This window comes from Pseudoflavonifractor sp. MSJ-30 (assembly GCF_018918045.1).
GTDB lineage: Bacteria > Bacillota > Clostridia > Oscillospirales > Oscillospiraceae > Faecousia.
In genome coordinates this window covers 20037-44728 of sequence record NZ_JAHLPU010000008.1, presented here as the reverse complement: position 1 = coordinate 44728, position 24692 = coordinate 20037, and the positions used below count along the sequence as shown (strand labels likewise).

The window sequence follows — 24692 nt, the reverse complement described above, 5'->3', positions numbered from 1 at the left end:
ATCGTTCCTTGGCCAGATATGAAATTAACGGCGGCAGACCCCTGGAAGGGACCGTCACCATCAGCGGCGCGAAAAACGCGGCGGTAGCCATATTGCCCGCGGCGCTGCTGGTCAGCGGGAAGTGCCGCGTTGAAAACGTACCTGATATCTCCGATGTCCGCATTCTTTTGGACATTCTGGAGGGTATGGGCGTAAAGCTCGCCTATCCCGAGCCTCACGTTGTGGAGCTGGATAGCTCAGAGGTGCAGTGTACCGAGCCGAACCCGGAACTGGTCAAAAAGATGCGGGCCAGCTATTATCTCATGGGCGCGCTGCTGGGCCGCTTCGGCCATGCCCATGTGGCCCTGCCCGGCGGCTGCAATTTTGCATCCCGGCCCATCGATCAGCACATCAAGGGCTTTTTGGCTCTGGGCGCGGACGTGGATGAGCGGGAGGACTATGTGGCCCTGAAACCCACGGAGGGCGGCCTCCATGGGGCCAGAATCACACTGGATATGGCCAGCGTGGGTGCCACTGTGAATATCATGGTGGCGGCGACCCTGTTGCCCGGCCAGACGGTGATCGAAAACGCGGCCAAGGAGCCCCATATTGTGGATTTGGCCAACTTTCTGAATACCATGGGCGCACGCATTACCGGCGCGGGCACGGATACCGTGAAGATCCGGGGCGTCAACAGCCTCCGGGGCGGCAGCTATGCCATCATCCCGGACCAGATCGAGGCGGGCACTTACATGGCGGCGGTGACGGCTGCCGGAGGAAACGTTCTTGTGCAGAACGTGATCCCCAAGCACATGGAGTGCATTACCAGCAAGCTGGAGGAGATGGGCGCCAAGGTCATTGTCTTTGACGATGCCATCCGGGTCATGCGTACCGGCGCACTGCGGCAGACCACGGTGAAGACCAGCCCTTATCCCGGCTTCCCCACGGATATGCAGGCCCAGGTCTGCGTCTGTATGTCTCTGGCAAAGGGAACCAGCCGCCTGACCGAGAGCGTTTACGAAACCCGCTTCTTCGGCTACTGCGCGGAGCTGGAGAGCATGGGTGCCAACATTCACATCAACGGAAAAACCGCCACGGTGGTGGGCGTGGAGCAGCTCTATGGCTCTACGGTCTATGCCCATGACCTGCGGGCCGGCGCGGCTCTGGTCATTGCGGGCCTCAGCGCCCAGGGAACCACCCAGGTGGAGGACATCCACTATGTGGAGCGGGGCTATGAGGACCTGATCGGCAAGCTGACGGCATTGGGCGCCCAGATCCGCCGGGTGGAAGACTGAACATTGCAAGGGTATCAAATAAGCTTTCCTTGTAGGGGCGGCAATCTGCCGCCCGCTAATGAACGAAATTGAGTGCCTGGTATTTGGGCGCTCTGTCTCGAAATTCAGCGGGCGGCTGGTAGCCGCCCCTACAGGTATAAAATTTTGAACAACCCTTTTTCAAAATAGAAGGAGGAACACGCCATGGCAACAATGGAACAGCAGGTTGAGACCATTGTGGATACCATTCTGGAGGACTACCGCAACGGCCGCAGCATTGACCGCATGAATCCCTTTGCCCACCCGGACAAGGTTGTGGTCATCGATATGATCGGCAAGCTCATGCGCATTGTCTACCCGGGCTTCAGCCGGGACAGGAACTACCGCATCTACAATACCCATCACAATCTGTCCATGCTCATTGAGGATGTGATGTACAATCTGGTAAAGCAGCTGACCATGGTGTACCAGCCGGATATGGAGGAGCGTCAGGCTCAGGAAAAGGCACAGCAGGTGAGTCTGGATTTCTTCCGGGCCATTCCGGGGCTGCGCGGCGTGATCCAGACCGATGTGGAGGCATTCTACGATGGCGACCCCGCGGCCTACAGCACCGATGAAATCGTCTATTGCTATCCCGGCATTTTCGCCATTACGGTATACCGTCTGGCCCATGTGCTCTACACCATGGGCGTTCCCTTGCTGCCCAGAATGATGACGGAGCACGCCCACAGCGTTACCGGCATCGACATCAACCCCGGGGCCACCATCGGCAAGTATTTCTTCATTGACCACGGCACCGGCATCGTCATCGGCGAGACCACGGTCATCGGCGACCATGTGAAGATCTATCAGGGCGTGACCCTGGGCGCTCTGACCACCCGGGGGGGCCAGAGCCTGCGGGGGGTCCGCCGCCATCCCACCATTGAGGACAATGTGACCATCTACGCCGGCGCGTCTATCCTGGGCGGCGAGACGGTCATCGGCCGGGACTGCGTCATCGGCTCCAACGTGTTCATCACCCATTCCATTTCCCCCTGCACCACGGTCAGCGTCAAGAGCCAGGAGCTGCAGATCCGCCAGCGGGCAAACTGCCCCGGCCCCTTCTGGCCGGAAAAGCAGGAGTCTTGAGAAAACCAATGGATATTCAGTAGCGCTGCTCGGCTTCCAAAAATAGCCGCAATGGAGACCGTTCATTATGAACGTTATGGTACCGCGAAGCAGCCACTTCTATAAATTTTACAGCCAGTGTCGGCCGGCACTGGCTGTTATTTTGCAATGGAATTGCAGCAGATGCCCTATGCGTGCAGACTATTCCATATACCACTGGTCAGACGATTCCTCTTCAGCGTTTACCGCGTATTTTTTCAACAGCGGCTCCAACACCATGGAGCAGATCAGCGTACACATGCAGGGCACAAAGAGCAGACATGCCGGGAACAGCATTGTGATGCTGATACCCAAATACCATACGAGCAGACAGGTAAACGCTGTAAAAAGGTGCTTTAGGGTAAACAAAATCGGAAATTTCAACCGCTGCTTCCCGGCAAAACGAAAACGCGAAAGGACTGGAAATACCATAACTGCAAGGCACACTGTCAGAATCAGCATCATACCATACGCACAGCCAAGGATTCTCCACATGCTGTTCTCTGCCCCAAGCGTATTTGTCAACCGGATGAAAAATACGAGCAGTGCCGCAAAAAGCACCATCGATGTACCATAAAGCGCACTGATCCGAAAATCCGCCCGCATGGCTCCGATGAAATTCTGCCACAGTTTTCCGCGGCCATGGCGAATTGTCTTTGCGGTAACGTAGTACAGTGCGCAGCTCGCCGGACCGATCGTTACGATTGGGACGCAGCAGATCAGCCAGAGAACACTCACGCCGACAATCTGTAAAAATCGGACCGCCAGCGCGTTTCTTTTGTATACCGGCGCGTCAAAGTTCTGAAGCTCTTCCAAGGCGGATCCCCTCTCTGAATCTCAATAAATCGTTGCTATAAAAACGTTCTCAATTCTTTACCGCAAGTATATTTCTCTATTTTCGACGTGTCAATATGTTATTTGAAACAGAAATGTGTATTGCTTTTTGTGAACTTCACCAATTTTTAAGTCCCAAAATGAAAATCTCTTGACAAAAAAACGTTTTCAGAATACGATAATCGTGAATTCCGAAGAAAGCGGGGGAAACATGTGGAAGTAACGATCAAAGACGTTGCCAGACTTGCCGGTGTATCAATCTCTACCGTTTCCCGCGTCATCAATCAGAAGGGCCTTGTGACGCCCGAAAAGGAGCGGCAGGTTATGGCCGCAATCGAGCAGCTTCACTACACGCCAAATGCCATTGCGCAGTCCCTGAAGCATAAGAAAACAAAGCTGATCGGCATGATGACATCCGACCTTTCGGTCTCGTTCTTTGTCAGTGTTCTTCAGATTCTGGAACGGGAGCTTCTTTCCGAGGGCTATCAGATCATTGTCGCAAACACCTACGATTCTCCGGAGACGGAAAACAAGCTCGTTGATCTGATGGCGCAGGGCCGTGTTGATCTGATTCTCATTAACTCCACCGGCGGTAATGACGAGCGCCTTGACTCCCTGCAAAAGAGTGGTATGTGCTTCCTCGGCTATGACCGCTATCCGGCACATAATGCGTTCCCTTCTGTTTATGTCGACAAGGCTGACGGAATCTATGCGCTTCTTGCTTATCTCTACCGCCTTGGGCACAGAAAAATGTGCTTCATCAGCGGTCCGCCGCGCCTTTCCACAAACGCAGACCGGCGCAAAGGGGTGCGTCGATTTCTCAAGGATTACCACCTGCCGGAAGACAGCGTGCTGATTTTTGAACGTGAATTCAGTGAATCCTTCGCCCAGCAGATTGTAGAGCAGACAATTTATGGTGAAAATGCGCCAACTGCCTATATCACCGGCAGCCTGATCCTTGCCATTGGTATTATGGAATTCTGTGAAGCGCACGCCATTTCAATTCCAGATGATATTTCACTTGCAACCTTCGGTACCTTCCGGCACGATGACATGGTCCGGCCAAAGCCTCTGCACATTGCGGACGAATACGCCGCGGTTGCCGATCAGCTTCTGGAGTGGATCCGAATGGTCGAAGGGGATACGCCCGTCCTGCCGACAGACAACCGAATCCTGAAGCCGCGGCTTATAGAGGGCGATTCCTGTGCGCCGCCCCGTACACGTATATTGAACCCTGATTTTGAAAAACCGCAGGCTGCGGAATAAGATCCCAGCCTGCGGGACCAGTAATGATAAGGAAGTGATTGCTATGAACCTTTCCAATACGCCTCTCTTTAATTCTACGCGGGTTGCATCTCACATATTTTTATTTAGACTGAAAACGATTTCAGATTGTTTTGCTATAAATGATTTGAAAACGTTTTCAATATAGAAAACAATAATATTTCCAAATTGAAAGGTGTGGTTACTGAGGTTTTTCTTGCGCATCAAAACACATTCTGAAACATTAAGGAGGAAAAACAAATGAAAAAGCTGATTACCCTGGCCCTGGCCCTGATTATGCTCTTCTCCCTTGCCGCGTGCGGCAGCCCCGCGCAGAATACCCCCGGCAGCGAACAAACGACCTCTGATAATGCGAAAAATGAAACCCCTGCCACTGAAGCAGACAAGCCCTACGATGGTACGACAATCACCGTTGTGACGACTGGTTCCGGCCCTGTTTATGCCGCAGAGAAGCACCTTGATGAGTTCAAAGCGCTTACCGGCATTACCGTCAATCTGGAACAGTATGAATTCCAGGAGGCTGTCAACAAGATTGCCATCAATGCAGCCGCTGGCGGCAAAGACATCGACGTTCTTTGCTATCGTCCCATTCAGGAGACCATTGCGTGGACGAATAATGGCTACTTTGAGCCGCTGAATGATTACATTGCTGCTGTCGGCGATGAATATGATTACGAGGACTTCTCTCCGGCCGCACGCGAGATCACCACGGTCAATGGTCAGATCGTCGGTATCCCCTACCTTGTTGAAGGCGAAATCATCTGGTATAACACTGAGATCCTCGAAAAGTACAACTGCTCCGTACCTACAACAATGGAGGAACTTCTTGAGGTTGCGCAAAAGTGCTATGACCCGGCAAACAACGTTTACGGCCTGTCTCTGCGCGGCGAAGGCAACGGTGCAGTAACTCAGTTCTCCGGCTTCCTGTACGCTTACGGTGGAGACTTCTTTGACGAAAACAAGAATGCGACTATGAACACCCCGGAAGCGCTTCAGGCTTTGGAGCTTTATGCCGATCTTGTCGCCACCGGCCCCGAGGGTGCGGACGTTTCCACGATGAACAATACCCTTGACTGGTTCATCAACGGCGTGACTGCCATGCGCATCGATGCCTATACACACACGGTTTCCATCGTCGATCCTGAAAAGTCTCTGATTGTGGATAAGGTTGGCTACGCCCAGTTCCCCGAAGGCCCCGCCGGCTCGACGCCGTACAACATTGTTGCCTGGGCATGGGGTATTAGCAGCACTTCTGAAAAGAAGGACGCAGCCTGGGAGTTCATCAAGTGGATCAGCAGCAAGGATATGGATGTCCAGGGCATGGTCGAAGGCGGCTATTCCGCCCGTACCTCTACTTGGGAGAACCCGATTATTTCCGGCCTGCACGATCCGCAGATGGCAGAAGTTGTCGCAAAGACCAGTGAAGTCGGAAAGCCCTATGACCGTCCTTTCTGCAGCAATGCCGCAGAAGTCCGCGCCATTGTTGGTAAGATGATCGATGCTGCCAATTCCGGTCTGCGCGGCGACGAACTTAAGACTGTCGTCGAGGAGCTCAACGCGGAAATGCAGACCATTCTGGATACAGAAAAGTAATCCGCGCCTGTTCGGAAAAACAGTGGGGTATGCCTCTCTTGGGGCATACCCCGGCAGAAAAAACAGGAGGCTGATTATGCGTTTTCGTAACTGGATCGATAAGAATCTGAAATATATCTTCACGGTCCCAACCGTGGTGTTCGTCATCGTCTGCATCGGGTATCCGCTGTGCTACGCAATCTTTATGAGTTTCCACTCATGGAGAATGTCTCTTGTGGAAGGCCCGGTCTGGGTTGGACTGCAAAATTATGTTAAACTTCTGACCGATACGAGAAATCTCAACGCGATTCTCTTCACATTCAAGTATTTCTTTGTCGCTGTTCTCTTTGAGGTTGTGCTCGGTGTTCTGCTGGCGCTGCTTCTCTCCAAGATCAGGAAGCACCAGGGCCTTATCCGCACCGGCTTCCTTTTTCCGATGGTTGCGACACCGATCGCAATGGGATATGTGTGGAAGACCATGTTTGATTCGTCGCTTGGCTTTTTCAATGCGGTCCTTCGTCTTCTGAACTGCCCCGTTGTCAACTGGTATGGCTCGAAAACCGTGTTCAAGTCCCTGATGATTATGGAAGTCTGGGCCGGCACGCCGCTGATTATCCTGATTACGCTTGCGGGCATTACCGGCCTGAGTACAGACATTTATGAATCTGCCAAGATCGATGGCGCAAACGAGCTGCAGGCGACTTTCAGGATCACGCTTCCACTGCTCTCGCCTACCATTATGATGGCGTTCATGCTGCGCGGCATTGAGCTTTTGAAGGTTTATGACCTGATCTATGCTACCACCATGGGCGGACCGAACCAGATGACTGAAAACCTGAACCTTCTGGTCTATACCTACGCGTTTGACTATTTCCAGATGGGGCAGGCTTCCGCACTGATGATTGTGTTCTTTGTCATCGTGCTGGTTTTTGCCCTGATCTGCATGCAGGTCAAAAAGCTGATCGAAGCGAGGTATATGTGATGGAACATCGTAACATAAATCTGAAAAAGGCGCTTTTGAAGGTGCTCTTCTGGCTTGTCATTCTTGTGTCGCTGTGTCTGTTGCTGATTCCGATCTACTATATGATCTCCTCGTCCTTCAAAACGAAGGTGCAGATGATGGACATGAAGCAATTCTTTGTGTTCAAGCCGACGCTGAAAAACTACGTCAAAATCTTCACAGCATATGATCTGTTCACACCGCTTCTGAACAGCCTGATCGTAAGCCTTGGCGCGACGGGACTTGCCTGCCTGTTGGGTCTGCCCGCGGCGTATGCCATTGCCCGGCATCGTATGCACACAATGTCCGCAATCATTCTCTGTGTCCGTATCGTGCCTGCCGTCACCTTTCTTGTTCCGTGGTACATCATCCTGGGGCGTTTTTCGCTCATCGGCACAAAAACAGCGCTGATTCTTTCCAATCTTCTCGTTCTGCTCCCGCTTATCATCTGGATCGTCTCGCCATATTTCGGCTCTATTCCAAAAGAACTGGAGGACGCGGCCCTGATCGACGGATGCTCGGAAGCGAAGGCTTTTACGCGCATCATGATTCCCTTGGCTGTGCCCGGTATCGTTACCGCTGCCATTCTGGCGTTCATTCACGCGTGGAACAACTTCATGTTTGCCTACGTTCTCGGCGGCAGCGGCACCAAAACCCTTCCAACCATGCTGAAACTGTTCATCGGCTATACCGGAATCGATATGAGTGCCCTGATGGCTGCATCCGTGGTTGTCACAATGCCAGTTGTTATTATCTCGATCGTTCTTCAAAAATACGTCGTCAGCGGTCTGACAGCCGGTGCTGTTAAGGGCTGACAAAGAAACGCAGGAGGATCTCAAAATGAAAAAGTTATTCGGTGTTACGACAGCCATGACAACGCCCTTCCATGAAGACGGCAGCGTAGATCTGGCTGCCATGGCCCAGCAATGCGAAATGTTGATTCGGAAAGGCGTCCAGTGTCTGTATCCGATCGGTACGACCGGTGAAATGCTCCGCCTGAGTCTGGATGAGCGCAAGCAGATCGCCGAGACCGTTGTCAGAACCGCAGCCGGAAGGGTCACGGTATACATCCACTGCGGTGCTATGACGCAGCCGGATACCATTGCGCTGATGCGGCATGCTGAGTCAATCGGCGCGGATGGCGTCGGGGTTGTGACGCCGCAGTTCTTCGGACTCAATGACCGCGAAATGGAAGAGTATTATGTGTCCGTCGCCGGCAGCGTTGCGCCTGATTTCCCGGTCTATCTTTACAACATTCCCCAGTGCGCCGCAAATGATCTCAAGGCCGATGTTGCTGCGCGCATCGCCGCCCGTTGCCCCAACGTGGTTGGCATCAAATACAGCTTTGCCGATATCAACCGGACGCTGGACTATCTTCGGATAGACGGCGGCAGCTTTTCCGTCATGCACGGCTGTGATCGGGTTTTCATCGCCATGCTCGCGTTGGGCTGTGACGGCACGGTATCCGGCATTTCTGGCGTGTTCCCGGAGCCGTTTGTAAATGTCTACAAGGCATATCTTGCCGGAGATCTGGATGCGGCCCGCAAGTGGCAGATGAAAGCTGCCCGCATTACCGATATTCTCCGCGGCGGAAGCAATATGGCCTACTTCAAGGAAGCTCTCCGCCTGCGCGGTCTGACCGGCGGCCATATGCGCAGACCGCAGCTCGATCTGACGGCAGCCGAGGCAGAGGCCCTGCGCAGGGAACTGGAAGCATTCTGCCAGGAGAGCGGTATTTCACTGGAGGCATAAGGAGAATATCATGGGAAAAATTCTTGTTTCGTCTTCACACTTTGAATCCCTGTGCCAGGGGGCGAAAAAGCTGCTTTTGGATGCAGGTCACGAGATCATTCTGCACAAGGGTGAGCTGCCTTACATGAGCTTCGATGAAATTGCTGCCGTCGCACCGGAAATCGACGGTGCGATCATCGGATTGGACGACTGGACCGAAGAGGTTTTCAGAATTGCCCCAAAGCTGAAGGTTGTGGCGAAGTTCGGCGTTGGCACAGACAACATTGATAAAGACGCCGCAAAGCGTTATGGAATCAAGGTCATTAACGCGCCCGGCATGAACTCCAACGCCGTCGCGGAGCTGACCGTCGGAATGATGATCGATATGCTGCGCGAAATAACGGATCTGCATACCGCCATGACGCGCGGGGAGTGGCCCCGTTTCATGGGTTCCGAGCTGGAGGGACGCACCGTCGGTCTGCTTGGCTTCGGCGCTATCGCGCGTCTGGTTGCCAAAAAGCTTCAGGGATTTGACGTTACCATTCTTGCCAGCGATCTCTATCCAAATCTGGAACTGGCGGAAAAATATGGCGTCCAGATCGTCTCCTCTGACGAGGTGATCGCACACAGCGATATTTTAAGCATTCACATTCCCAGCACACCGGAAACATACCATATGTTCAACGATGCAGTCTTTTCCCGCATGAAGCCTGGCGCCTACCTAGTGAATGCAGCGCGCGGTGCGATCATTGACACCGATGCGCTGGTGCGCGCATTGCAGTCCGGCCGAGTTGCAAAAGCCGCGCTTGACGCATTCGAGCACGAACCGCTGCATGCGGATGATCCCCTGCTCCTGACCGGTAAAGTGATTTGCACGCCACACACTGGAGCGGAGACGAAAGAATCTTACCACCGTGTCAGCATGTGCGTTGCCCAGGGCGTTATTGACGTCCTGAATGGCAAAGATCCAATGTTCTGGGTAAACCGCTGACAATCTGCTCATCATCCCGATGCCCTTTGAGGTGCACCGCAGTTTACATTTTGCGTATTGGCCTTGTGCCAAGCATTGAATGGCCGCCTCAGCCGCATCGGAACGCATACACAGGAAGGAGAAATTATCATGTCCAAACCACGAATTCTGGTTGTAGGCAGTTTGGTTATGGACCAAATCGGCATTATGCCAAACCTACCTGCGGAAGGAGAAACAATCTTTGGCACCAGCTTTCAGAAAGCACCCGGCGGAAAAGGTGCCAATCAGGCTGCACAGATGGCGTTGCTTGGCGCGGAGGTCGTCATGTGCGGCAAGGTCGGTCTGGACTCCAACGGAGATGAAATGCTCCGTGCGCTCCAGGAGCGGGGTGTTGATGTTCAGCACGTTTTTCGTGACCGGACAGCCGCATCCGGCTGTTCCATGATTATTCTTGAAGAAGATGAACAAGGCTCCAGAAAAAACCGTATTATTGTTATTCCCGGCAGCAATTTCTCGCTTCAAAAAGAGGAACTGACATTTTTGGAGGATACCATCGCATCGTATGATCTGGTTGTACTCCAGCTGGAAATACCCCAGGAGGTCAACGAATATGTCGCGCATCTGGCACATGCACAGGGCGTTCCTGTACTCCTGAACCCTGCCCCCAGTGCGCCGCTTTCTTCTGCGTTTCTCCGCGATCTGACTTATATAGCGCCAAATGAACACGAGGCTGCCGCGTTGAGCGGCCTGCCTGTCACAACCAGCGAGGATTCCATCCGCCGCTGTGCGGAGTTTTTCCTCGCGCAAGGCGTGCCGAACGTCATTATTACACTTGGCAGTGCAGGCGCGGCACTGGCCGCAAAAGAAGGTATTCAGCTTACCCCATGTGCGGCTCATGTACGCAGTGTTGACCCGACCGCAGCCGGCGACTCCTTTATCGGCGCTTTCGCGGTGGGAGTATGCTGTGGTTGGGATATACCGCAGACCCTGCTGTTTGCAAATCACACAGCCGGACTTACGGTCTCTTCCATGGGCGCAATGCCTTCGCTACCCAATCTGGCGCAGGTGGAAGCATTTTTGCGCCGTGAGTGTGTTCCCGTTCCCGATTTGTCTGATTTGAGGTGAAACGATGCAGGATCAGAAAGCATATGAAGCATTCACACAGACAGTGAGCACAGAATTACGGTCTTTCCTGTATGCTATGGATTTTTCCTCCCTTGTTACCGCCGCGGATCTGATTGACAATGCCATGCAGCGCAGCAATCGTGTCCACATATCCGGTATTGGTAAACCCGCGCACATTGCCGGCTACATTGCCTCCGTTATGTCCTCAACCGGGACGCCGGCCTATTTCCTGCACGGGACAGAGGCCGTGCATGGCTCCTGCGGCCAGCTGGTTCCGGGAGATGTTGTCATTTTCATTTCTAACAGCGGTGAAACGCAGGAAATGCGGGCCACGGTTTCTGCGGTTAAAAATAATGGCTGCCACGTGATCGGTGTAAGCCGGAGCGAATCCTCCTGGCTCGCCCGCCATAGCGACCTGCACCTGCTGGCAAACGTTTCACACGAAGGCGGTCCGCTCGACCGCGCTCCCAGGCTTTCCATTCTGGCGGAAACGCTTATTCTGCAGGCGCTGAGCGTGATTTTGCAGGCACGGCGCGGTATTACACCGCAGCAGTATGTAAGCTGGCATCCGGGCGGCTCGCTCGGAAAGCTGCGTGAAAACGAAAAGGAGGCCTCAGCATGTTGACAGGACGATGCATCCACCCGGAGCTTCTTGCGCATCTGGCCAGATGCGGCCATGGAAGCCGTATTCTGATCGCCGACGGCAATTATCCGCTGGCAGAAAAATGCGGCGACGCCGCCAGAGTCTATCTTGGCCTGACTGCCGGGACCCCGACGGTAACGGAAGTATTGTCTGTTCTGCACGGGGAGATCGAAATTGAGAAAGCAGAGGTCATGCTCCCGGACGATGGCCGGGAACCGGAAATCTATTCGGAGTTCCGCAGAGAACTGAACGGGCTTGCCCTCAACACCCTTGGCCGCTTTGAATTCTATGACAGCTGCACCAAGCAGCCGTTGGCGCTTGCCATCTCAACTGGTGAGCAGCGAACGTATGCCTGTATCATTCTGACGGTTGGTTGCGCGTAAGCGTACCTCTCGTATCATTCTGGAGGAATTATTATGGCACTTCTTCAATACAAGATTTCTTCCAAAGCACTTGGAACAAAGACAAACCTGAACGTGATTCTGCCAACGCCGTCGCCTTTTGAGCTGGAGCAGCGGCAGGGTGAGGAATTTTATAAAAGCAATCAAAAATATCAGGTGCTTTACCTCTACCACGGTACCCATGGCGACAGCTGGGACTGGCTCCGCTTCTCGCGCATTGAGAGCTACGCGCAAAAACACCGTCTGGCCGTTGTTATGCCGGAGGTACAGAACAGTTCCTTCCACAATATTCCCAATAGCTATGCCTATTATGACTATGTTTCGCGGGAGCTTCCCGAAATCATCAACTGGACCTTCCCCATTTCACGCAAACGCGAGAATACGTTTGTCGCCGGCTTGAGCATGGGAGGTTACGGCGCATTCAAAGTCGGTATGGCAAACCCCGAAATCTTCGGCGCGGTTGCTTCCCTCTCCGGCGGATTCCTCCTGCCCGAAAGAATTGAGCACGACCGGAACTGCCTCCATGCGGCTGCATATGGTTCCGACGAGGTATTGACCGGCACAATCGAAGATCCGTATTGGCTGGCAAAGCAGGTCGTCTATCATCCACTCTGCCCGAAGCTATATCTCTGTGTAGGCACGACGGATCCGCTGACAACGCAATGCAACCGAGATTTCAAGCAGTATCTGGACAGCATCGGCTTCTCTTACACATATCATGAACAGCCCGGCGGGCATGATTGGGACTTCTGGGACGACGAAATCCGCCGCGTTCTGGAATGGCTACCGCTGAAACATACGCTGGTCGACGAATAATTTAATATCTGTCTTCATTCTTGTGTAATTGCAGCAACTCTGGTTTTGGTCCGCAGATGGAAAAGGAACAAAGAGAGAACGTCGAATCAATATGAAAAATCCCGGACGGCAGATTTTGCCGCCCGGGAAAAATTTATGGGTTGATGTCCCCAAACTTCTGAAATGGGGGGGTCAGTCCACGACTTCGGCGCTGCCGCCGGCCAGATATATGCCCTGCTCGGAGTAAAGAGAGGCACTGATGGTTCCGGTGGCGCCGACGGCGGGGTAATAACAGAAGAAGATATAGAACTGCCCGGCATAGAGACAGAGGTTCTATAGATTCATTATTCTTCCGGCAAAGGGGAAGTCAATATGCCGGCTGCATGGCGTTGGAGAAAACTTACAGTTCGAAGCGCTGCCGGGCGATGCCGCAGAGAAGCTCCGCTGCCTGGGGGACGGTGAAACGGGCGGAATTTAGCAGGACGTGGCTGTAGTAGTCCGGCTCGCAGCCACCGTATTCCCGGTGGTACTGTTCCCGGCTCTTGTCAATGCGGTCAATCATTTTCCGGGCGGTGCGCTCGTCCATGCCCAGCTGGTCCAGGCAGACCCTAAGCCGGTGTTCATAGGGGGCGTAGACCCGGATGTTCAGGGTGTCGGTCCGGTCCCGGAGAACCGCATCGGCACAGCGCCCGACGATAATGCAGCTTTCTTTCTTTGCCAGGTCCCGAATGATGTTGGACTGGGTCTGAAACAGCTCATCCTGGACACTGAGGGCTCCGGTGCCCAAAGGGTAGAGACTGCGGAAGAAGCTGGTGCTGTGGGTGTCCTCCGAATCGCTGATCTCCCGGACGGAAAGCCCCAACCGGGCGGCGGTGGCTTCCACAATATCCCGGTCGTAGAACTCAATGCCCAGTTCCCGGCTCATGGCTTGGGCAATGGGTCGGCCGTTGCTGGCAAACTGACGGGTCAGGGTGATGACAAAATGCTTCATGCGGCGGCCTCCTGTTTTTTCGGCCTGCGCTTCTGGATTCTCCGCACGGCGCAGGACAGGGTAAAGTTGATGACAAAATAAATCACAAAGGCCAGACCGAACAGGACGAATACGTCGCTGACCATCTGCCGCCCCACTCCGTTGAACATATTGGAGGTGGCCAGGATTTTCCGGACCCGGCTCATCAGCTCAATGCAGGCCAGATTTGCCAGATAGCTGGAATCCTTGATGGTGGAAATGATCTGGCTCAGCAGGGTGGGAACCACGGCCCGGTAAGCCTGGGGCAGGATGATATAGAGCATGGTCTGCACCGTGGAAAAGCCCTGGGTGTGGGCTGCCTCAAACTGTCCCTTGGGGATGGCGTTCAGGCCGCCCCGGATGATCTCCGCAATGATAGAGGATTCAAAGAGCACCAGGGCCACCACGGCCCGGAAAAGGATCTTCATTTCCACGCTGGTAAGCCCCCACATTTTCCGGGCGAAGAATTTGGGACAGGGGCAGGCCACCAGGCAGATGAAGATCCACAGCAGCAGCGGCGTGTTCCGGAACACCTCAATATAGACTGTGGAGATCCAGCGGAAGATTCTGCTCCTTCCATGACAGTAATTCCGGCACAGGGCCAGAACGCTGCCCAGAAAGATGCTGATGACCACAGCCAGAACGGATAAAATGAGCGTAAAGGCAACGCCTTTTCCAATGTAAGACAGGACTCCGGGGAAACCCAGAATCGAAAAGCTGGCTTTCCAATCCATTTATGCCGCCTCCTTCAGATGCTGTTGGGATTCCCGGCGCTTGAGGACGGTTTCCCAGCGGGTGGCCAGATGGCTCAGGGGATAGCAGATGCAGAAAAACAGGACGCCGCAGAGAATGTAGGCCGGGGCATAAGCGCCGCCGGTGGATGCACCGGTGACGAAGCTGTAGGTCAGGCTGATGAGGTCCGCACCGCCGACAATGTACAGGCAGCTGGTGTTTTTGATCAGGTTCACCATCTGGTTGACCATGGGCGGCAGGATAATTTTGATGCTCTGGGGCAGAATGATGCGCCACATGGTGGAAAAGTAGCCGAAGCCCTGGCTTTGAGCCGCTTCAAACTGTCCCTTGGGAATAGAGCCGATGCCTGCCCGGACGACCTCGGCCATGTAGGCCCCGGTGTAGACACCCAGGGAAACGATGCCCGTAGCGATAATATCGGTTTTTACGCTGGAAAAGGCCAGCACGTAGTATAGAAAGCACATTTGCAGCACCACGGGGGTGTTCTGAATGCACTCAACATACACCCTGGCAAGGGCCCGAAGCAACGGTTTGCCGGATGCGGCCATCAGGCCAAAGAGAAAGCCCAAAACCAGCGCCAGCAGCAGCGCCGCAGCGGCGGTGCGCAGGGTGTTGCCGAAGCCCGTCAGAAATGTGGCCCGATAGGTCCACAGCTTTTGCCAGGCTTCCGGGGAGAATAATTCATCCATCGTTATGACCTCCTGTTGGTGGGAACATTGAGAAAATTCCTCGCTCCGGCGGGGAAGCTTCTCAATACTTCCAGATTTGGGGCCGCCGCATTCGCGGCAGCCCCAAAAGGGATCAGCCCAGATTGTAGTCCGCAATCCAGCCGTCAATGGTGCCATCGGCCAGCTTGCTCTGGATGAAGTCCTCACAGTAGGCGCTGAAGCCGCTGCCCTTCTTAGTGGCGATGCCGTATTCCTGAGGCGCGAACTCATCGGCGATGTAGCTGCGGCCCTCGGTCTTATACACGGCCAGAATGGACTTATCCACGCAGAAAGCGTCTACCTGTCCGGCGGCAAGAGCGGTGGAAATGCCGGGATAGTCGTCAAACTGCTGGAAAGCAATGCCGTCCTTCCAGGTGGCGGGATCAAAGGTGCTCTTATCGAAGCCGGTATCCTCAATGACACCTGCATCGATCATGGCGGCGGTCAAAGCACGGGCAGAAGTGGAGCCGGAGGAGACACCCACCAGCTTATCTTTCAGGTCTGCCAGGGACTTGATGCCGGAGGAATCCTCCACCAGAACGGTCACATGGTCCGTATAGTAGGGGGTCGTGAAGTCCCAGCTCTGCTTCCGCTCGTCTGTAATGGTAAAGGTTGCCAGTACGCAGTCAATATCGCCGGAATCCAGAAGCTCGGTGCGGGTGGCGGCGGTAACGGTGGTGAATTCTACGTCTACGCCCAGCTGGTCGGCCAGGGCCTTGGCAATGTCAATTTCCATGCCGGTGTACTCGCCGGTAATGGGATCCTGGTAGCCGAAGCCGATAACGGCATTTTTTACGCCCACCCGGAGTACGCCCCGGTCTACGATGGCCTGCACATCGGCATCCAGGCCCGCAGCGGCTGTCGTCTCAGCGGCTGTCGTATCAGCGACGGTAGGGGCGGCGGTGGTGTCTGCGGGGGCAGAGGTGCCGCAGGCGGTCAGACCCATCAGGGTCAGGGCAGAGAGAGCAGCCGCAAGAAGTTTGGTCAGTTTTTTCATTTTGGTATCCTCCTCTTGGGAAATTCTATTCCAGGCCCTGGGGCCAGAATATCTTAGTGCTTCAGGATTTTGCCCAGGAACTGCTGCACTCTGGGGTTCTGGGCATCCTCAAAGAAATGCTCGGGCGTTCCCTCCTCGATGATCTGCCCGTCCGCCATGAAGACGATCCGGTCTGCGACCTTTCGGGCAAAGCCCATCTCGTGGGTGACGACCACCATGGTGATATTCTCCGAGGCCAGCTTGATCATCACGTCCAGAACCTCCTGAATGGTCTCCGGGTCCAGGGCACTGGTAGGCTCGTCAAAAAGAATAATGCGGGACTGGCAGCACAGCGCCCGGGCAATGGCAATCCGCTGCTGCTGGCCGCCGGAAAGGGTGGCGGGGTAGACGTGGGCCTTATCCCGGAGACCTACCACATCCAGATAGTGGTAGGCAAGGGCCTCGGCCTCCTCTTTGGATTTGTGGTGCAGCTTCATGGGGGCAAGGGTCAGATTTTTCAGAACCGTCATATGGGGGTACAGGTTGAATTGCTGAAAAACCATGCTCATATTGTCACGGACCAGCTGGCGCTTGTTTTTATGGGTCATCTCCTGACCGGCAATGAATACCTTGCCGGTGGTGGGTTCTTCCAGAAAGTTCATGCAGCGGACAGTGGTGGATTTTCCGCTGCCCGAAGGACCGATGATGACCAGCTTTTCTCCTTCGGCCACGGTCAGGTTCACATTTTTCAGTACGTGCAGATCTCCGAACATCTTATTGACATTTTCCAGCCGAATCATTTCATTCACAGCATATCACCTCAAAAAAGGACGCTCTGACTGCCTGCATCAGTCAAAGCGCCCTTGCTTTGTGCCTTTTGAGAATTCCCGGAGGAATCTTTGTATGGGCCCTATTATACCCACATAACCCCATGAAATCAAGGCGGGGAATTGCCAATTATTCCACTCACGGATAAATGCCTTTTGTGAAAGCTCTACAAAATTGGGACCTAAAATATGCAAGTCCGAAATAACGGACTTGCATATTGAAATCAATAATGTACCACATTCCCGGCGCTGCGGATTTTGGCGAGCACCGGCGCGGCTTCCGGACTTTGGAAATATGCCAGTGTGGTGGCGGGGACGAGGGCTTTCAGAGCCTCCCAGTCGCCTGCCTGCAAAGCCTGCCGGACGGTGGAGGCGCTGATGGCTTTGCTGTTGGCTTCTTTCCGGGGGATGATATGGCATTGGATGCCCGCCTTCGGCAGTTCCTCCGCCATGATCTTGTTGTACAGCCCGGTCACCTGACTGGTGGGTTCCTCACCTACGAACCGGGCAGTGACATTCAGGGCCCGGGCAATCTTGATAAACACCGCCAGATCCAGCCGGGCGTGGCCCTCGATGACGGCGGCCTCGTCCTTCAGAAAATAGCTGGGAAAGGTGGCGTTGCTGATGATATAGGGGCCGGAGTCGTGGAGCACCACATTGGAAATGTGGGCTGTGCCCGCCTGAACCAGCTTTTTCCGTACGGCGAAGGGCACCAGAGAAGCGTCCTCACTGAGGATAAACAGGTGGAGGGTATCGCACTGGGCGGCGGCGGTCTCTACCAGATATTGGTGGCCCAGGGTGAAGGGATTGGCGTTCATGACCAGGGCGGCGGAAACGCCGTCCTGTTTTGTCTTTGCCAAAGCGTTCAGGAAGCCGGAGAAGCCGTTCCGACGGTTTTCCATGAAGACCAGCTTCCCGTCCACCCGGGCAATTTCGTAGAAGCCAAGGCTTTCAAAGAATTTGGCGGAGCCTGTTTTGGTGTACAGGAACAGATGGGTGTTGCCCCGGCTGAACTGCACCTCCATCAGGTGGGTGATGATCTCATTGAGCAGCCCCTCGCCCTGGTGGTCAGAGCTGACGGCGAAGCACCGCAGGGTAGGGCCGAAGCAGCTGCCGGTGGCGATGATGGCATCATTTTCATCCCGCATGGCGCAGATATAGTCCAGATTCCCGTCCCGGGTGATGCCCTCCTTCTGCAGCAGAGTGTCAACCTGGGCAAGGCTCCGCCTGTCCGACGGGTAGATCTGGGAAATAAAATACTCACTCATTGTCTGCCTCCTTCAGAAAATGCAGAAAATAGGTCAGGGCCAGCAAATCCGCCGTGCCCCCGGGGGAGAGATTTTTCCGGATAAACCAGGCGTCCAGGGCCTCCAGGGATGCACGGCTGGGGAATGGCTCTTTTTCCAGCAGGGCCCGGACTTTTTCGGAGGCTTCCTGCATACCTGTGGGGCCGCCCCGGTGGAGCATATTGGTATCTGCCGTATGTGCCAGCATGGCGAGCAGCGCTGCACAGCCCGCTTCGTTGATGTTTTTCCCTGCCGTCAGAGCCGCTTCCAACTTGGGAAGCCCTGCCTCCCGCACTGCGGGGAAGCCTGCCTCCGCCTGCCCCCGGACACCGGTAACGCCGTATTGCAGATAGAATTTCTGCCCGGAAGTTCGGGCATTTTCCGGAGTAAGACCTTCGTAGTCCCGGCTGACGATGCCCTTTGCCATGGCGGCGCATTCGGCAAGAACCCGGTCCGGGTCGCTCCACTGCCGTCGTTCCAGCCGCCCAAGGGCGCCGCAGAGGATGCCCATGGAAAAAATGGCCCCCTTGTGGGTGTTGACGCCGCCGGTTGCCCGGCGCATTTCCCCTTCGGCGATTTTCCCGGGCAGCCGCAGCTGCCGCAGGGTCTCCTCCGGAGAAGCGGCCTGCCGCCCGATCATGACGCACTGGGTAAAATAGGGGTGCAGAGCCGCGGCGCTGGCCTGAAAGGTGAAGAAATCCATATCCCTGTGGCTGCCGCTGTTCTCCCGGTCCACCAGACCGGGCTTGGGGGTGGCGGCGACTTCATATAACAGGGCCTGACAGGCCAGACGCGCGGCCTCCTGGCTGTCGGCTTCGTCTGCCGCGGCACGCAGAATGGCACCCGTCTTTTCCTGAAGCTCCGCTACGCTGTGCCGCCGGCTGCGGGCGCAGACCTGGGCGCTTTCCCCGCAGAGCAGGCATTTCCGGCCCGGAAGCCCCAGCTCCTGCCGGTCCACCTTCCGGCCGTCCGGGCGCAGTACGTCCATATCAAACAGCCGCCCCACGGGGGCAAAGTCCTCCAATTCCGCCGTAATGGCCTTTACGGTCAAGGGTTCCGCGTCCACCAGAAGAATGCACTCATTTCCGGTCTTCTCCCGGACCTCTTCAAAATGGGTCACTTTCAGCCCGGCGACCTCCAGCTGCTCCCGCAGCAGCCGCTTGCCCAGAGCGTAGCCGCCGCTGATCAGGGGGCTGTTTTTGACGGGCCCCGCTATATTCATGGTAAAGCAGACCATGGTCTGCCCGCCGCCCAGCAGCTCCCGCTGCCGCATGGCCCGCTTCTCCCGGGCCTCCAGCATTTCCATAAGTGATACTTCCATGTAGTTCCTCCCGGTGTATGCTTTCATTTATTTGTTATCATACACTGTTTTCCCTGTTTTGTGAAGTCCAAAAAACATTTCCGCCGGTTCTGCATTCCAGAACCGGCGGAAATGTGTGCATTATCGGGCATCCTGCTTGTCCACGGTCAGGAAGAGAAGAACTGTCCCGGCGAGGGCCATGCCGATACCGGCCAGAAGCAGGGTGTGCAGTCCTGCGTTCAGAAGGACCCCTCCGGAAAAGTTTCCCGCGGAACAGCCCAGGGAATAGGCGGCGGTGGAAAAGGCCTGCCCCTTGACCATGTCCTCCTTAGAAACCCGCTCTCCCGCAAAATAGATCTGGGCGGGATTCAGGAAAGCATAGGAGGTCATTTGCAGCAGTTCCAGAACATAGATCGTGGAAATGCCGGGGGCAAAATAGAAAAGGATGGATTTCAGCAGAAAGGAAAGTCCGGCGATGCGCAGCATCCAGGCGGTGGAAAGCCGATGGTGGATATTATCCGCGAAGAGCAGCATCCCGGTCCCTGCCATGCAGGAGATAAAGAGCGCTGTGCCTACCTGGCTGCTGTCCCCGCCGAAGGGGGCAACGATGGCTATCAGATAGTTTTCATTCATGGCATGGAACATGCCGAGAAACAGCACGCCTGCCATGGCGGCGCAGTACCAGCGGTAGCGGCGGAAGAACTGGGAGACTGTGCAGACGGATGCCGTTTTTTTCTCAGAACGGACGGCGGCAATTTTGGGATAGCCCAACAGAAGCAGAATGCACAGTATCCGGAAGAGAATCAGCAGGATCAGCATCCAGGTAAGCCCCAGGGCCGCGATCACATGGCCCAGGACCAAAGCAATCAGTGCAGAAGCAATGGAGCCGATGCATCGGGCAATTCCAAAGCGGATGCAGTGATTTCCCTGATCATAGCCAACGTACAAGGCGTTCAGCAGGGGCATCATGGCATCGGAACACCACAGACCCAGACCGTAGAGCAGTCCTGTCGCCAGCGGCGGCATTCCCCGGATCAGCAGCATCAGGCAGCACAGGCTACATATCGCGCTGAGAGCGGCCATCATTCCCGGCACGGGGAAGCGCTTGGCTTTGTCCGCCCAGCCTGCAAGTACAGGCTGCGTTACGCAGGACAAGAGTCCTGCCATTGCCAGAAGCGTCCCAACCACAGCGGAGGGGAGACCGGACTTCAACAGGAAGGTAGTTGCGAAGCTGGCCATGCCTGTGGCACTGGCCCAGAATGTCAGCTGCGTCAGAGAATAGCGCAGGGTCAGATCCTTCAGGGGAAACCACCCTCTTTCTGCTGTCCACTATAGCGGAGATCCATTTGCATTGCTATTCGATTCCTGCCCGGAACTATCACGATCGTGCCACTTTTTCCGATAGACCCGGGGAGAGCAGCCATACTGCTCCCGAAAGAGCTTGCCGAAGTAGCTGCTGGAGCCAAGCCCGCACTGGTAGGCAATCTCCGTGATGGGCAGTGTGCCGGAGCAGAGCAGGGCGCTGGCTTTTTGCAGCCGGTACTGCCGCAGATAGTCCGTGGGCGTTGCGCGCAGCTGCTGCCGGAACAGCCGGAAGCAGCCCCGTTTGCTGACGCCTCCGGCCCCGGCCAGATCGTCTACGGAGATGGGTTCGGAATAGTGCTCGTAAAGATAGACCATCATTTTTTTCAGAGCGCCGTCTGTGGCGCTGGAAACGGTCTGCTGATCGGAAAGCTCCAGCAGGCCCAGCCATATCCGGGACAGCAGACCCACAAGCCGGAATTCGTACCCCATTTCCTGGGTATCCAGAGCAAAGGACTGCCGCAAAAGCTCCAGAATCCCATCATTTTTTCCGGGAAACAGACCAATCCGCTCAATTCCGGAGGCGGTGAGAGGCTGAATGTACTTTTGGGCAATACGGCTGTTCTGCGCGCCGGGGAGCAGGACGGGGTCGAATAGGTGTATAAGCTGCACGGTCTCTCCGTCCGTCCCCATAACCCGGCTGGAATGGAGTACATTGGGGTTCACAAAACCGCCGCTGCCCTGGGGAAACAGAATGGTGCCCTGAGGCGTGGCGTATTCGATGCATCCGCTCTCCACATAGAAGAGCTCCACCGTACCGTGCCAGTGCCAGGGCACAAAGGGCTGCCGGTACTGGCTCAGCAGGGCCCGGCTGCAGATATAGGGAAATTCCGGGGAGTAGCCCGGCAGCTGCTCCTCGTAGCTTTGGGGATCGACGGAGATATCCAGGATCGTTTCCATAGCGCGCCTCCTGAAAGTTTTTCTTCATTGTATCACATTTGTGCCGATTCGCAAGATGCTCCTTTGCGGCACAGGCAATATCCCGTGCTTTCTCCCGGAGGAGCATATACATCTCCATACGGCCTGTACCCCATGCAAAATCCGGGTGACGGCCATGCCGTCACCCGGAATACCTGATTCTGCACCCCCAGATCAAGCGGCTGAATGAAACAAGCGCTAACCAATGGTGTAATAATTGGCTAGCGCTTGCTACGTCGGCAGATTCTATCTTTTTTATTCTATTCCAATTAGGGTTATAGTGTTTGAGTCGTAGCTCGATATTCCAAGAGCGGTAGATTTGATTGTTGCGTTAAATGCATTTTTAGCGGTGAATTTGCATATTACAAACAGGTCTCCAATTTTGCACCGGTTCGAATATCCACTTTTCTGTAGTGCGGTATTCACTTCTTTGAGCACTTCTTCATTCACAATGTTTATATAAGTAGTTTCGCTTTCCTTGAACGATTTTTCGTCATTCAGCTTTCGCTTGATTATTTTTTCGAACTGTTCATGTCGACCGCTGAACCAATTAAATTGACCATTAATCCACTCCGTTCTTGTGTCTGTAGGCATCGTCCTGTTATTCCGTTCTTTCTCGGCCTCAGCATTTCGACCTTCGTTGACAAGATGCGGTTGAACCGTTAAGAATGGGGCGCTGTCAGAATTTGTGTAGCGCTCAGTAACATATTTATCGGTATTACCACTGTCTATAATCTCTTTTCCTGCAATGACTTTTTCAACGTTGGAAAGCGTATAGTTTGATCCGTCAAAAGTAACATCTGTGGAAACCTTTATTGCAGTTGAGTAGCCGCTGAGCATGCATTTCATATTTTCAACACGCCATGTGTTTTCACTTACTATGATCCATGTACCAATCTCATACGGATACAAATAGAATCCAGAAATATCGCAATATTTGTGGAATTTTTGCGTGTTGTACGTCATACCGTCTGCCATAAACACATCCGTTGCTTGACCATTTGTCATTGCGGTAACAACTGCTCGAATGGCCATATCCTGTGGGAAGTTTTTCTCCAGAGTTTCCTTCATTGTCGTTAATTCCGGGTTTGTAAAATTCAATACGACGTTTTTTCCATCATCCGAAACTGTGCCGCTTTCGAGGAAGTATCCATCCGGAGTAAATGAGTCAATTTTCTTCCCTAGAACATAACAATCCACGGAACAAGGCGTTTCTCTGAAATAGGATAGAATTTCACTCGCCGGTTGTTCAATATTTTCTAAAATTTCTTCCTGTATTTCTTGCTGCGTATATGCCTGAGCGTGATATTGAATAACAATTGGGTCGTTTTTCAGAAAAACTTCGGATTTAATAAAATCATTTTTCCCACGAATCGAGATTGAATTTATCGAACCTTCTGTCGGATCCAACCACGCACCTGTTATATCATGAAAAGCGTAGGTGCTTATTTCTGAGAATCCAGCATTCTTTAGTTCAGAAACAACATCTGAATATATTTTTCCCTTGTACGAATTAGCTGATTGGGGAACCCGTGCTTCATTTTCTTGAAGTTCCCGCCGACTTTCGTAGTATGTTTGAGTAAGGATGATGGAATCACTGTGGCAAGACATTTGAATTGTTATATCGGCGGTTTCGGAAATATTTAGCACTATGGATCCGCCCATAGCAGGATTGTCGACTCTATTTGCTTCCAAGACATGACTTCCCGCATCCAAGTTCAGTTCGAACTTTTTGTTGGTTCCGTGTGGGAGTGTCCCGAGCGAATAATCATCAATTGCCAAAGTTACATCATATGTGCTGAAGATCATGTTTTTTGTGAAGTCAATGTACAGATTGATGATATTCTTTTCTTTCTGTGCCTTCAAAAAAGAAATGACCACTGGGACATCATCAGAAAATATTTGTCCATCTTCAAATGCGTCAATTCCGTCAATAGTAACTGAATCGACAATATCTACTGTATCAAAATAAGTGGAGACGACTTTCTCTTTTACTTGAATATTAGAAAAACCAGCTGCGTTGAAAGCTGATTCCACACTCTCTAATGGTTCTCTGTAGAAACTGGAGGAATTGCCTGGAACAGCAACGCCATGAGGTACAGTTTCGGACTTGATGGATGCCGTTTGCGTTGTCTGCGGGTGAGAACTAGTATCTGTCCCTTGCACAACCTGTTGAGAAGACTCGGTAGGTTGCGCTTTCGGAGGAACGTAACATTTTATATTCAAAAAAATCGACGGAATGGTTAGAAAAAGCAGCATATACTTTATCCAACGCTTCTTGACACATACGATGCCTTTATGTATAAACACTGCGATAAGTGCGAATGATATTTGCAAAACGGAGAGAAATCCGGCGCTGCCTTTAGAGACACAAATAGAAATCAACAAAAGCAGTACGCCTATAGTCAAAGAAATAGCTGAACATTTTGAAAACAAATCCAGACTGCTCCAAAGACTCATCACTTGCTGCTTAATTTTTTGAACAGACGTCAGTTGAGGAATGTCTGCGTCACTGCAGGAAATATGCGTATCTGTGGTATCATCCGTGTTTGAAGTGCTTTTTCTTCTTTGCTCGGATTGTTCCAGTGGATCATCTTCGGTAAATAATACTCTGATCCCGCACTTGGGACAGTAATTTGATTTTTCATCTAACGGAGTTCCACATTCCCTGCAAAACTGAATTTCAGGGGCACTTGTTGGCACTTTTGCCCCACATTTATGACAGAATTGATCTCCTTCAAATAACTGTGCTCCGCATTTTACACATTTCATAGTGAACGTCTCCAAATCTATTTTACAT

The 24692-nt window shown here is 53.6% G+C and carries 23 protein-coding genes; 12 read left to right on the top strand and 11 right to left on the bottom strand.

Annotated features, from left to right (window positions below; all coding sequences use genetic code 11):
- Positions 1 to 8 precede the first annotated feature (8 nt).
- Positions 9 to 1274, top strand: coding sequence for a UDP-N-acetylglucosamine 1-carboxyvinyltransferase (locus KQI10_RS00860; protein ID WP_216565483.1), 1266 nt, complete (start codon positions 9 to 11; stop codon positions 1272 to 1274).
- A gap of 183 nt (positions 1275 to 1457) precedes the next feature.
- Entirely contained in the window at positions 1458 to 2381 is a 924-nt protein-coding gene (locus KQI10_RS00855; RefSeq protein WP_216565482.1) for a serine O-acetyltransferase, read from the top strand.
- Positions 2382 to 2561: 180 nt separating this feature from the next.
- On the opposite strand, the gene KQI10_RS00850 is transcribed toward KQI10_RS00855, so the two are convergent.
- Positions 2562 to 3215 (bottom strand): YesL family protein, encoded by a 654-nt coding sequence (locus KQI10_RS00850; protein WP_216565481.1) that lies wholly within the window; start codon positions 3213 to 3215, stop codon positions 2562 to 2564.
- Between the two features lie 231 nt (positions 3216 to 3446).
- Between KQI10_RS00850 and KQI10_RS00845 the strand changes: the two genes are divergently transcribed.
- The 10 genes from KQI10_RS00845 (at position 3447) to KQI10_RS00800 (ending at position 12775) form a co-directional block, all read left to right on the top strand.
- Entirely contained in the window at positions 3447 to 4499 is a 1053-nt protein-coding gene (locus KQI10_RS00845; RefSeq protein ID WP_216565480.1) for a LacI family DNA-binding transcriptional regulator, read from the top strand.
- A gap of 258 nt (positions 4500 to 4757) precedes the next feature.
- Positions 4758 to 6110, top strand: coding sequence for an ABC transporter substrate-binding protein (locus tag KQI10_RS00840; protein ID WP_216565479.1), 1353 nt, complete (start codon positions 4758 to 4760; stop codon positions 6108 to 6110).
- 76 nt (positions 6111 to 6186) lie between these two features.
- On the top strand, positions 6187 to 7071 hold the full coding sequence (locus KQI10_RS00835; RefSeq protein WP_216565478.1) for a carbohydrate ABC transporter permease: 885 nt from the start codon (positions 6187 to 6189) through the stop codon (positions 7069 to 7071).
- On the top strand, positions 7071 to 7904 hold the full coding sequence (locus KQI10_RS00830; protein ID WP_216565477.1) for a carbohydrate ABC transporter permease: 834 nt from the start codon (positions 7071 to 7073) through the stop codon (positions 7902 to 7904). The genes KQI10_RS00835 and KQI10_RS00830 overlap by 1 nt, the downstream gene beginning before the upstream one ends.
- Positions 7905 to 7929: 25 nt before the next feature.
- Positions 7930 to 8841 carry a dihydrodipicolinate synthase family protein gene (locus tag KQI10_RS00825; RefSeq protein WP_216565476.1) on the top strand — a complete coding sequence of 304 codons (912 nt, stop codon included), beginning with the start codon at positions 7930 to 7932 and terminating at the stop codon, positions 8839 to 8841.
- Between the two features lie 10 nt (positions 8842 to 8851).
- Positions 8852 to 9811 carry a phosphoglycerate dehydrogenase gene (locus tag KQI10_RS00820; RefSeq protein WP_216565474.1) on the top strand — a complete coding sequence of 320 codons (960 nt, stop codon included), beginning with the start codon at positions 8852 to 8854 and terminating at the stop codon, positions 9809 to 9811.
- Positions 9812 to 9940: 129 nt separating this feature from the next.
- Positions 9941 to 10915: a ribokinase gene (locus KQI10_RS00815; protein WP_253285025.1), complete on the top strand. Its 975-nt coding sequence runs from the start codon at positions 9941 to 9943 to the stop codon at positions 10913 to 10915.
- A gap of 4 nt (positions 10916 to 10919) precedes the next feature.
- Positions 10920 to 11540: an SIS domain-containing protein gene (locus KQI10_RS00810; protein ID WP_216565472.1), complete on the top strand. Its 621-nt coding sequence runs from the start codon at positions 10920 to 10922 to the stop codon at positions 11538 to 11540.
- Positions 11534 to 11941: an RbsD/FucU family protein gene (locus KQI10_RS00805; RefSeq protein ID WP_216565470.1), complete on the top strand. Its 408-nt coding sequence runs from the start codon at positions 11534 to 11536 to the stop codon at positions 11939 to 11941. Before KQI10_RS00810 ends, KQI10_RS00805 begins: the two co-directional genes overlap by 7 nt.
- Positions 11942 to 11974: 33 nt before the next feature.
- Positions 11975 to 12775, top strand: coding sequence for an alpha/beta hydrolase family protein (locus tag KQI10_RS00800; protein WP_216565469.1), 801 nt, complete (start codon positions 11975 to 11977; stop codon positions 12773 to 12775).
- Between the two features lie 379 nt (positions 12776 to 13154).
- Here KQI10_RS00800 and KQI10_RS00795 read toward each other — a convergent pair whose 3' ends face one another.
- From KQI10_RS00795 to KQI10_RS00750, 10 genes are all read right to left on the bottom strand, one after another.
- Complete coding sequence (locus tag KQI10_RS00795; RefSeq protein WP_216565467.1) at positions 13155 to 13745, bottom strand: AAA family ATPase; 591 nt, start codon at positions 13743 to 13745, stop codon at positions 13155 to 13157.
- Positions 13742 to 14497 carry an amino acid ABC transporter permease gene (locus tag KQI10_RS00790; RefSeq protein WP_216565465.1) on the bottom strand — a complete coding sequence of 252 codons (756 nt, stop codon included), beginning with the start codon at positions 14495 to 14497 and terminating at the stop codon, positions 13742 to 13744. The genes KQI10_RS00795 and KQI10_RS00790 overlap by 4 nt, the downstream gene beginning before the upstream one ends.
- Positions 14498 to 15205 (bottom strand): amino acid ABC transporter permease, encoded by a 708-nt coding sequence (locus KQI10_RS00785; RefSeq protein ID WP_216565463.1) that lies wholly within the window; start codon positions 15203 to 15205, stop codon positions 14498 to 14500.
- 112 nt (positions 15206 to 15317) lie between these two features.
- Positions 15318 to 16220 carry a transporter substrate-binding domain-containing protein gene (locus KQI10_RS00780; RefSeq protein WP_216565461.1) on the bottom strand — a complete coding sequence of 301 codons (903 nt, stop codon included), beginning with the start codon at positions 16218 to 16220 and terminating at the stop codon, positions 15318 to 15320.
- 53 nt (positions 16221 to 16273) lie between these two features.
- Positions 16274 to 16999 carry an amino acid ABC transporter ATP-binding protein gene (locus tag KQI10_RS00775; protein WP_216565503.1) on the bottom strand — a complete coding sequence of 242 codons (726 nt, stop codon included), beginning with the start codon at positions 16997 to 16999 and terminating at the stop codon, positions 16274 to 16276.
- Between the two features lie 251 nt (positions 17000 to 17250).
- Positions 17251 to 18294 (bottom strand): [citrate (pro-3S)-lyase] ligase, encoded by a 1044-nt coding sequence (citC, locus tag KQI10_RS00770; protein WP_216565459.1) that lies wholly within the window; start codon positions 18292 to 18294, stop codon positions 17251 to 17253.
- On the bottom strand, positions 18287 to 19633 hold the full coding sequence (citG, locus tag KQI10_RS00765; RefSeq protein ID WP_216565458.1) for a triphosphoribosyl-dephospho-CoA synthase CitG: 1347 nt from the start codon (positions 19631 to 19633) through the stop codon (positions 18287 to 18289). The genes citC and citG overlap by 8 nt, the downstream gene beginning before the upstream one ends.
- Before the next feature lie 120 nt (positions 19634 to 19753).
- Positions 19754 to 20887, bottom strand: a complete 1134-nt coding sequence (locus tag KQI10_RS00760; protein WP_256445281.1) for an MFS transporter — start codon at positions 20885 to 20887, stop codon at positions 19754 to 19756.
- A gap of 54 nt (positions 20888 to 20941) precedes the next feature.
- Positions 20942 to 21874, bottom strand: a complete 933-nt coding sequence (locus KQI10_RS00755; RefSeq protein WP_216565457.1) for an AraC family transcriptional regulator — start codon at positions 21872 to 21874, stop codon at positions 20942 to 20944.
- 273 nt (positions 21875 to 22147) lie between these two features.
- Positions 22148 to 24664 (bottom strand): zinc ribbon domain-containing protein, encoded by a 2517-nt coding sequence (locus tag KQI10_RS00750; RefSeq protein WP_216565456.1) that lies wholly within the window; start codon positions 24662 to 24664, stop codon positions 22148 to 22150.
- Positions 24665 to 24692: the final 28 nt, after the last annotated feature.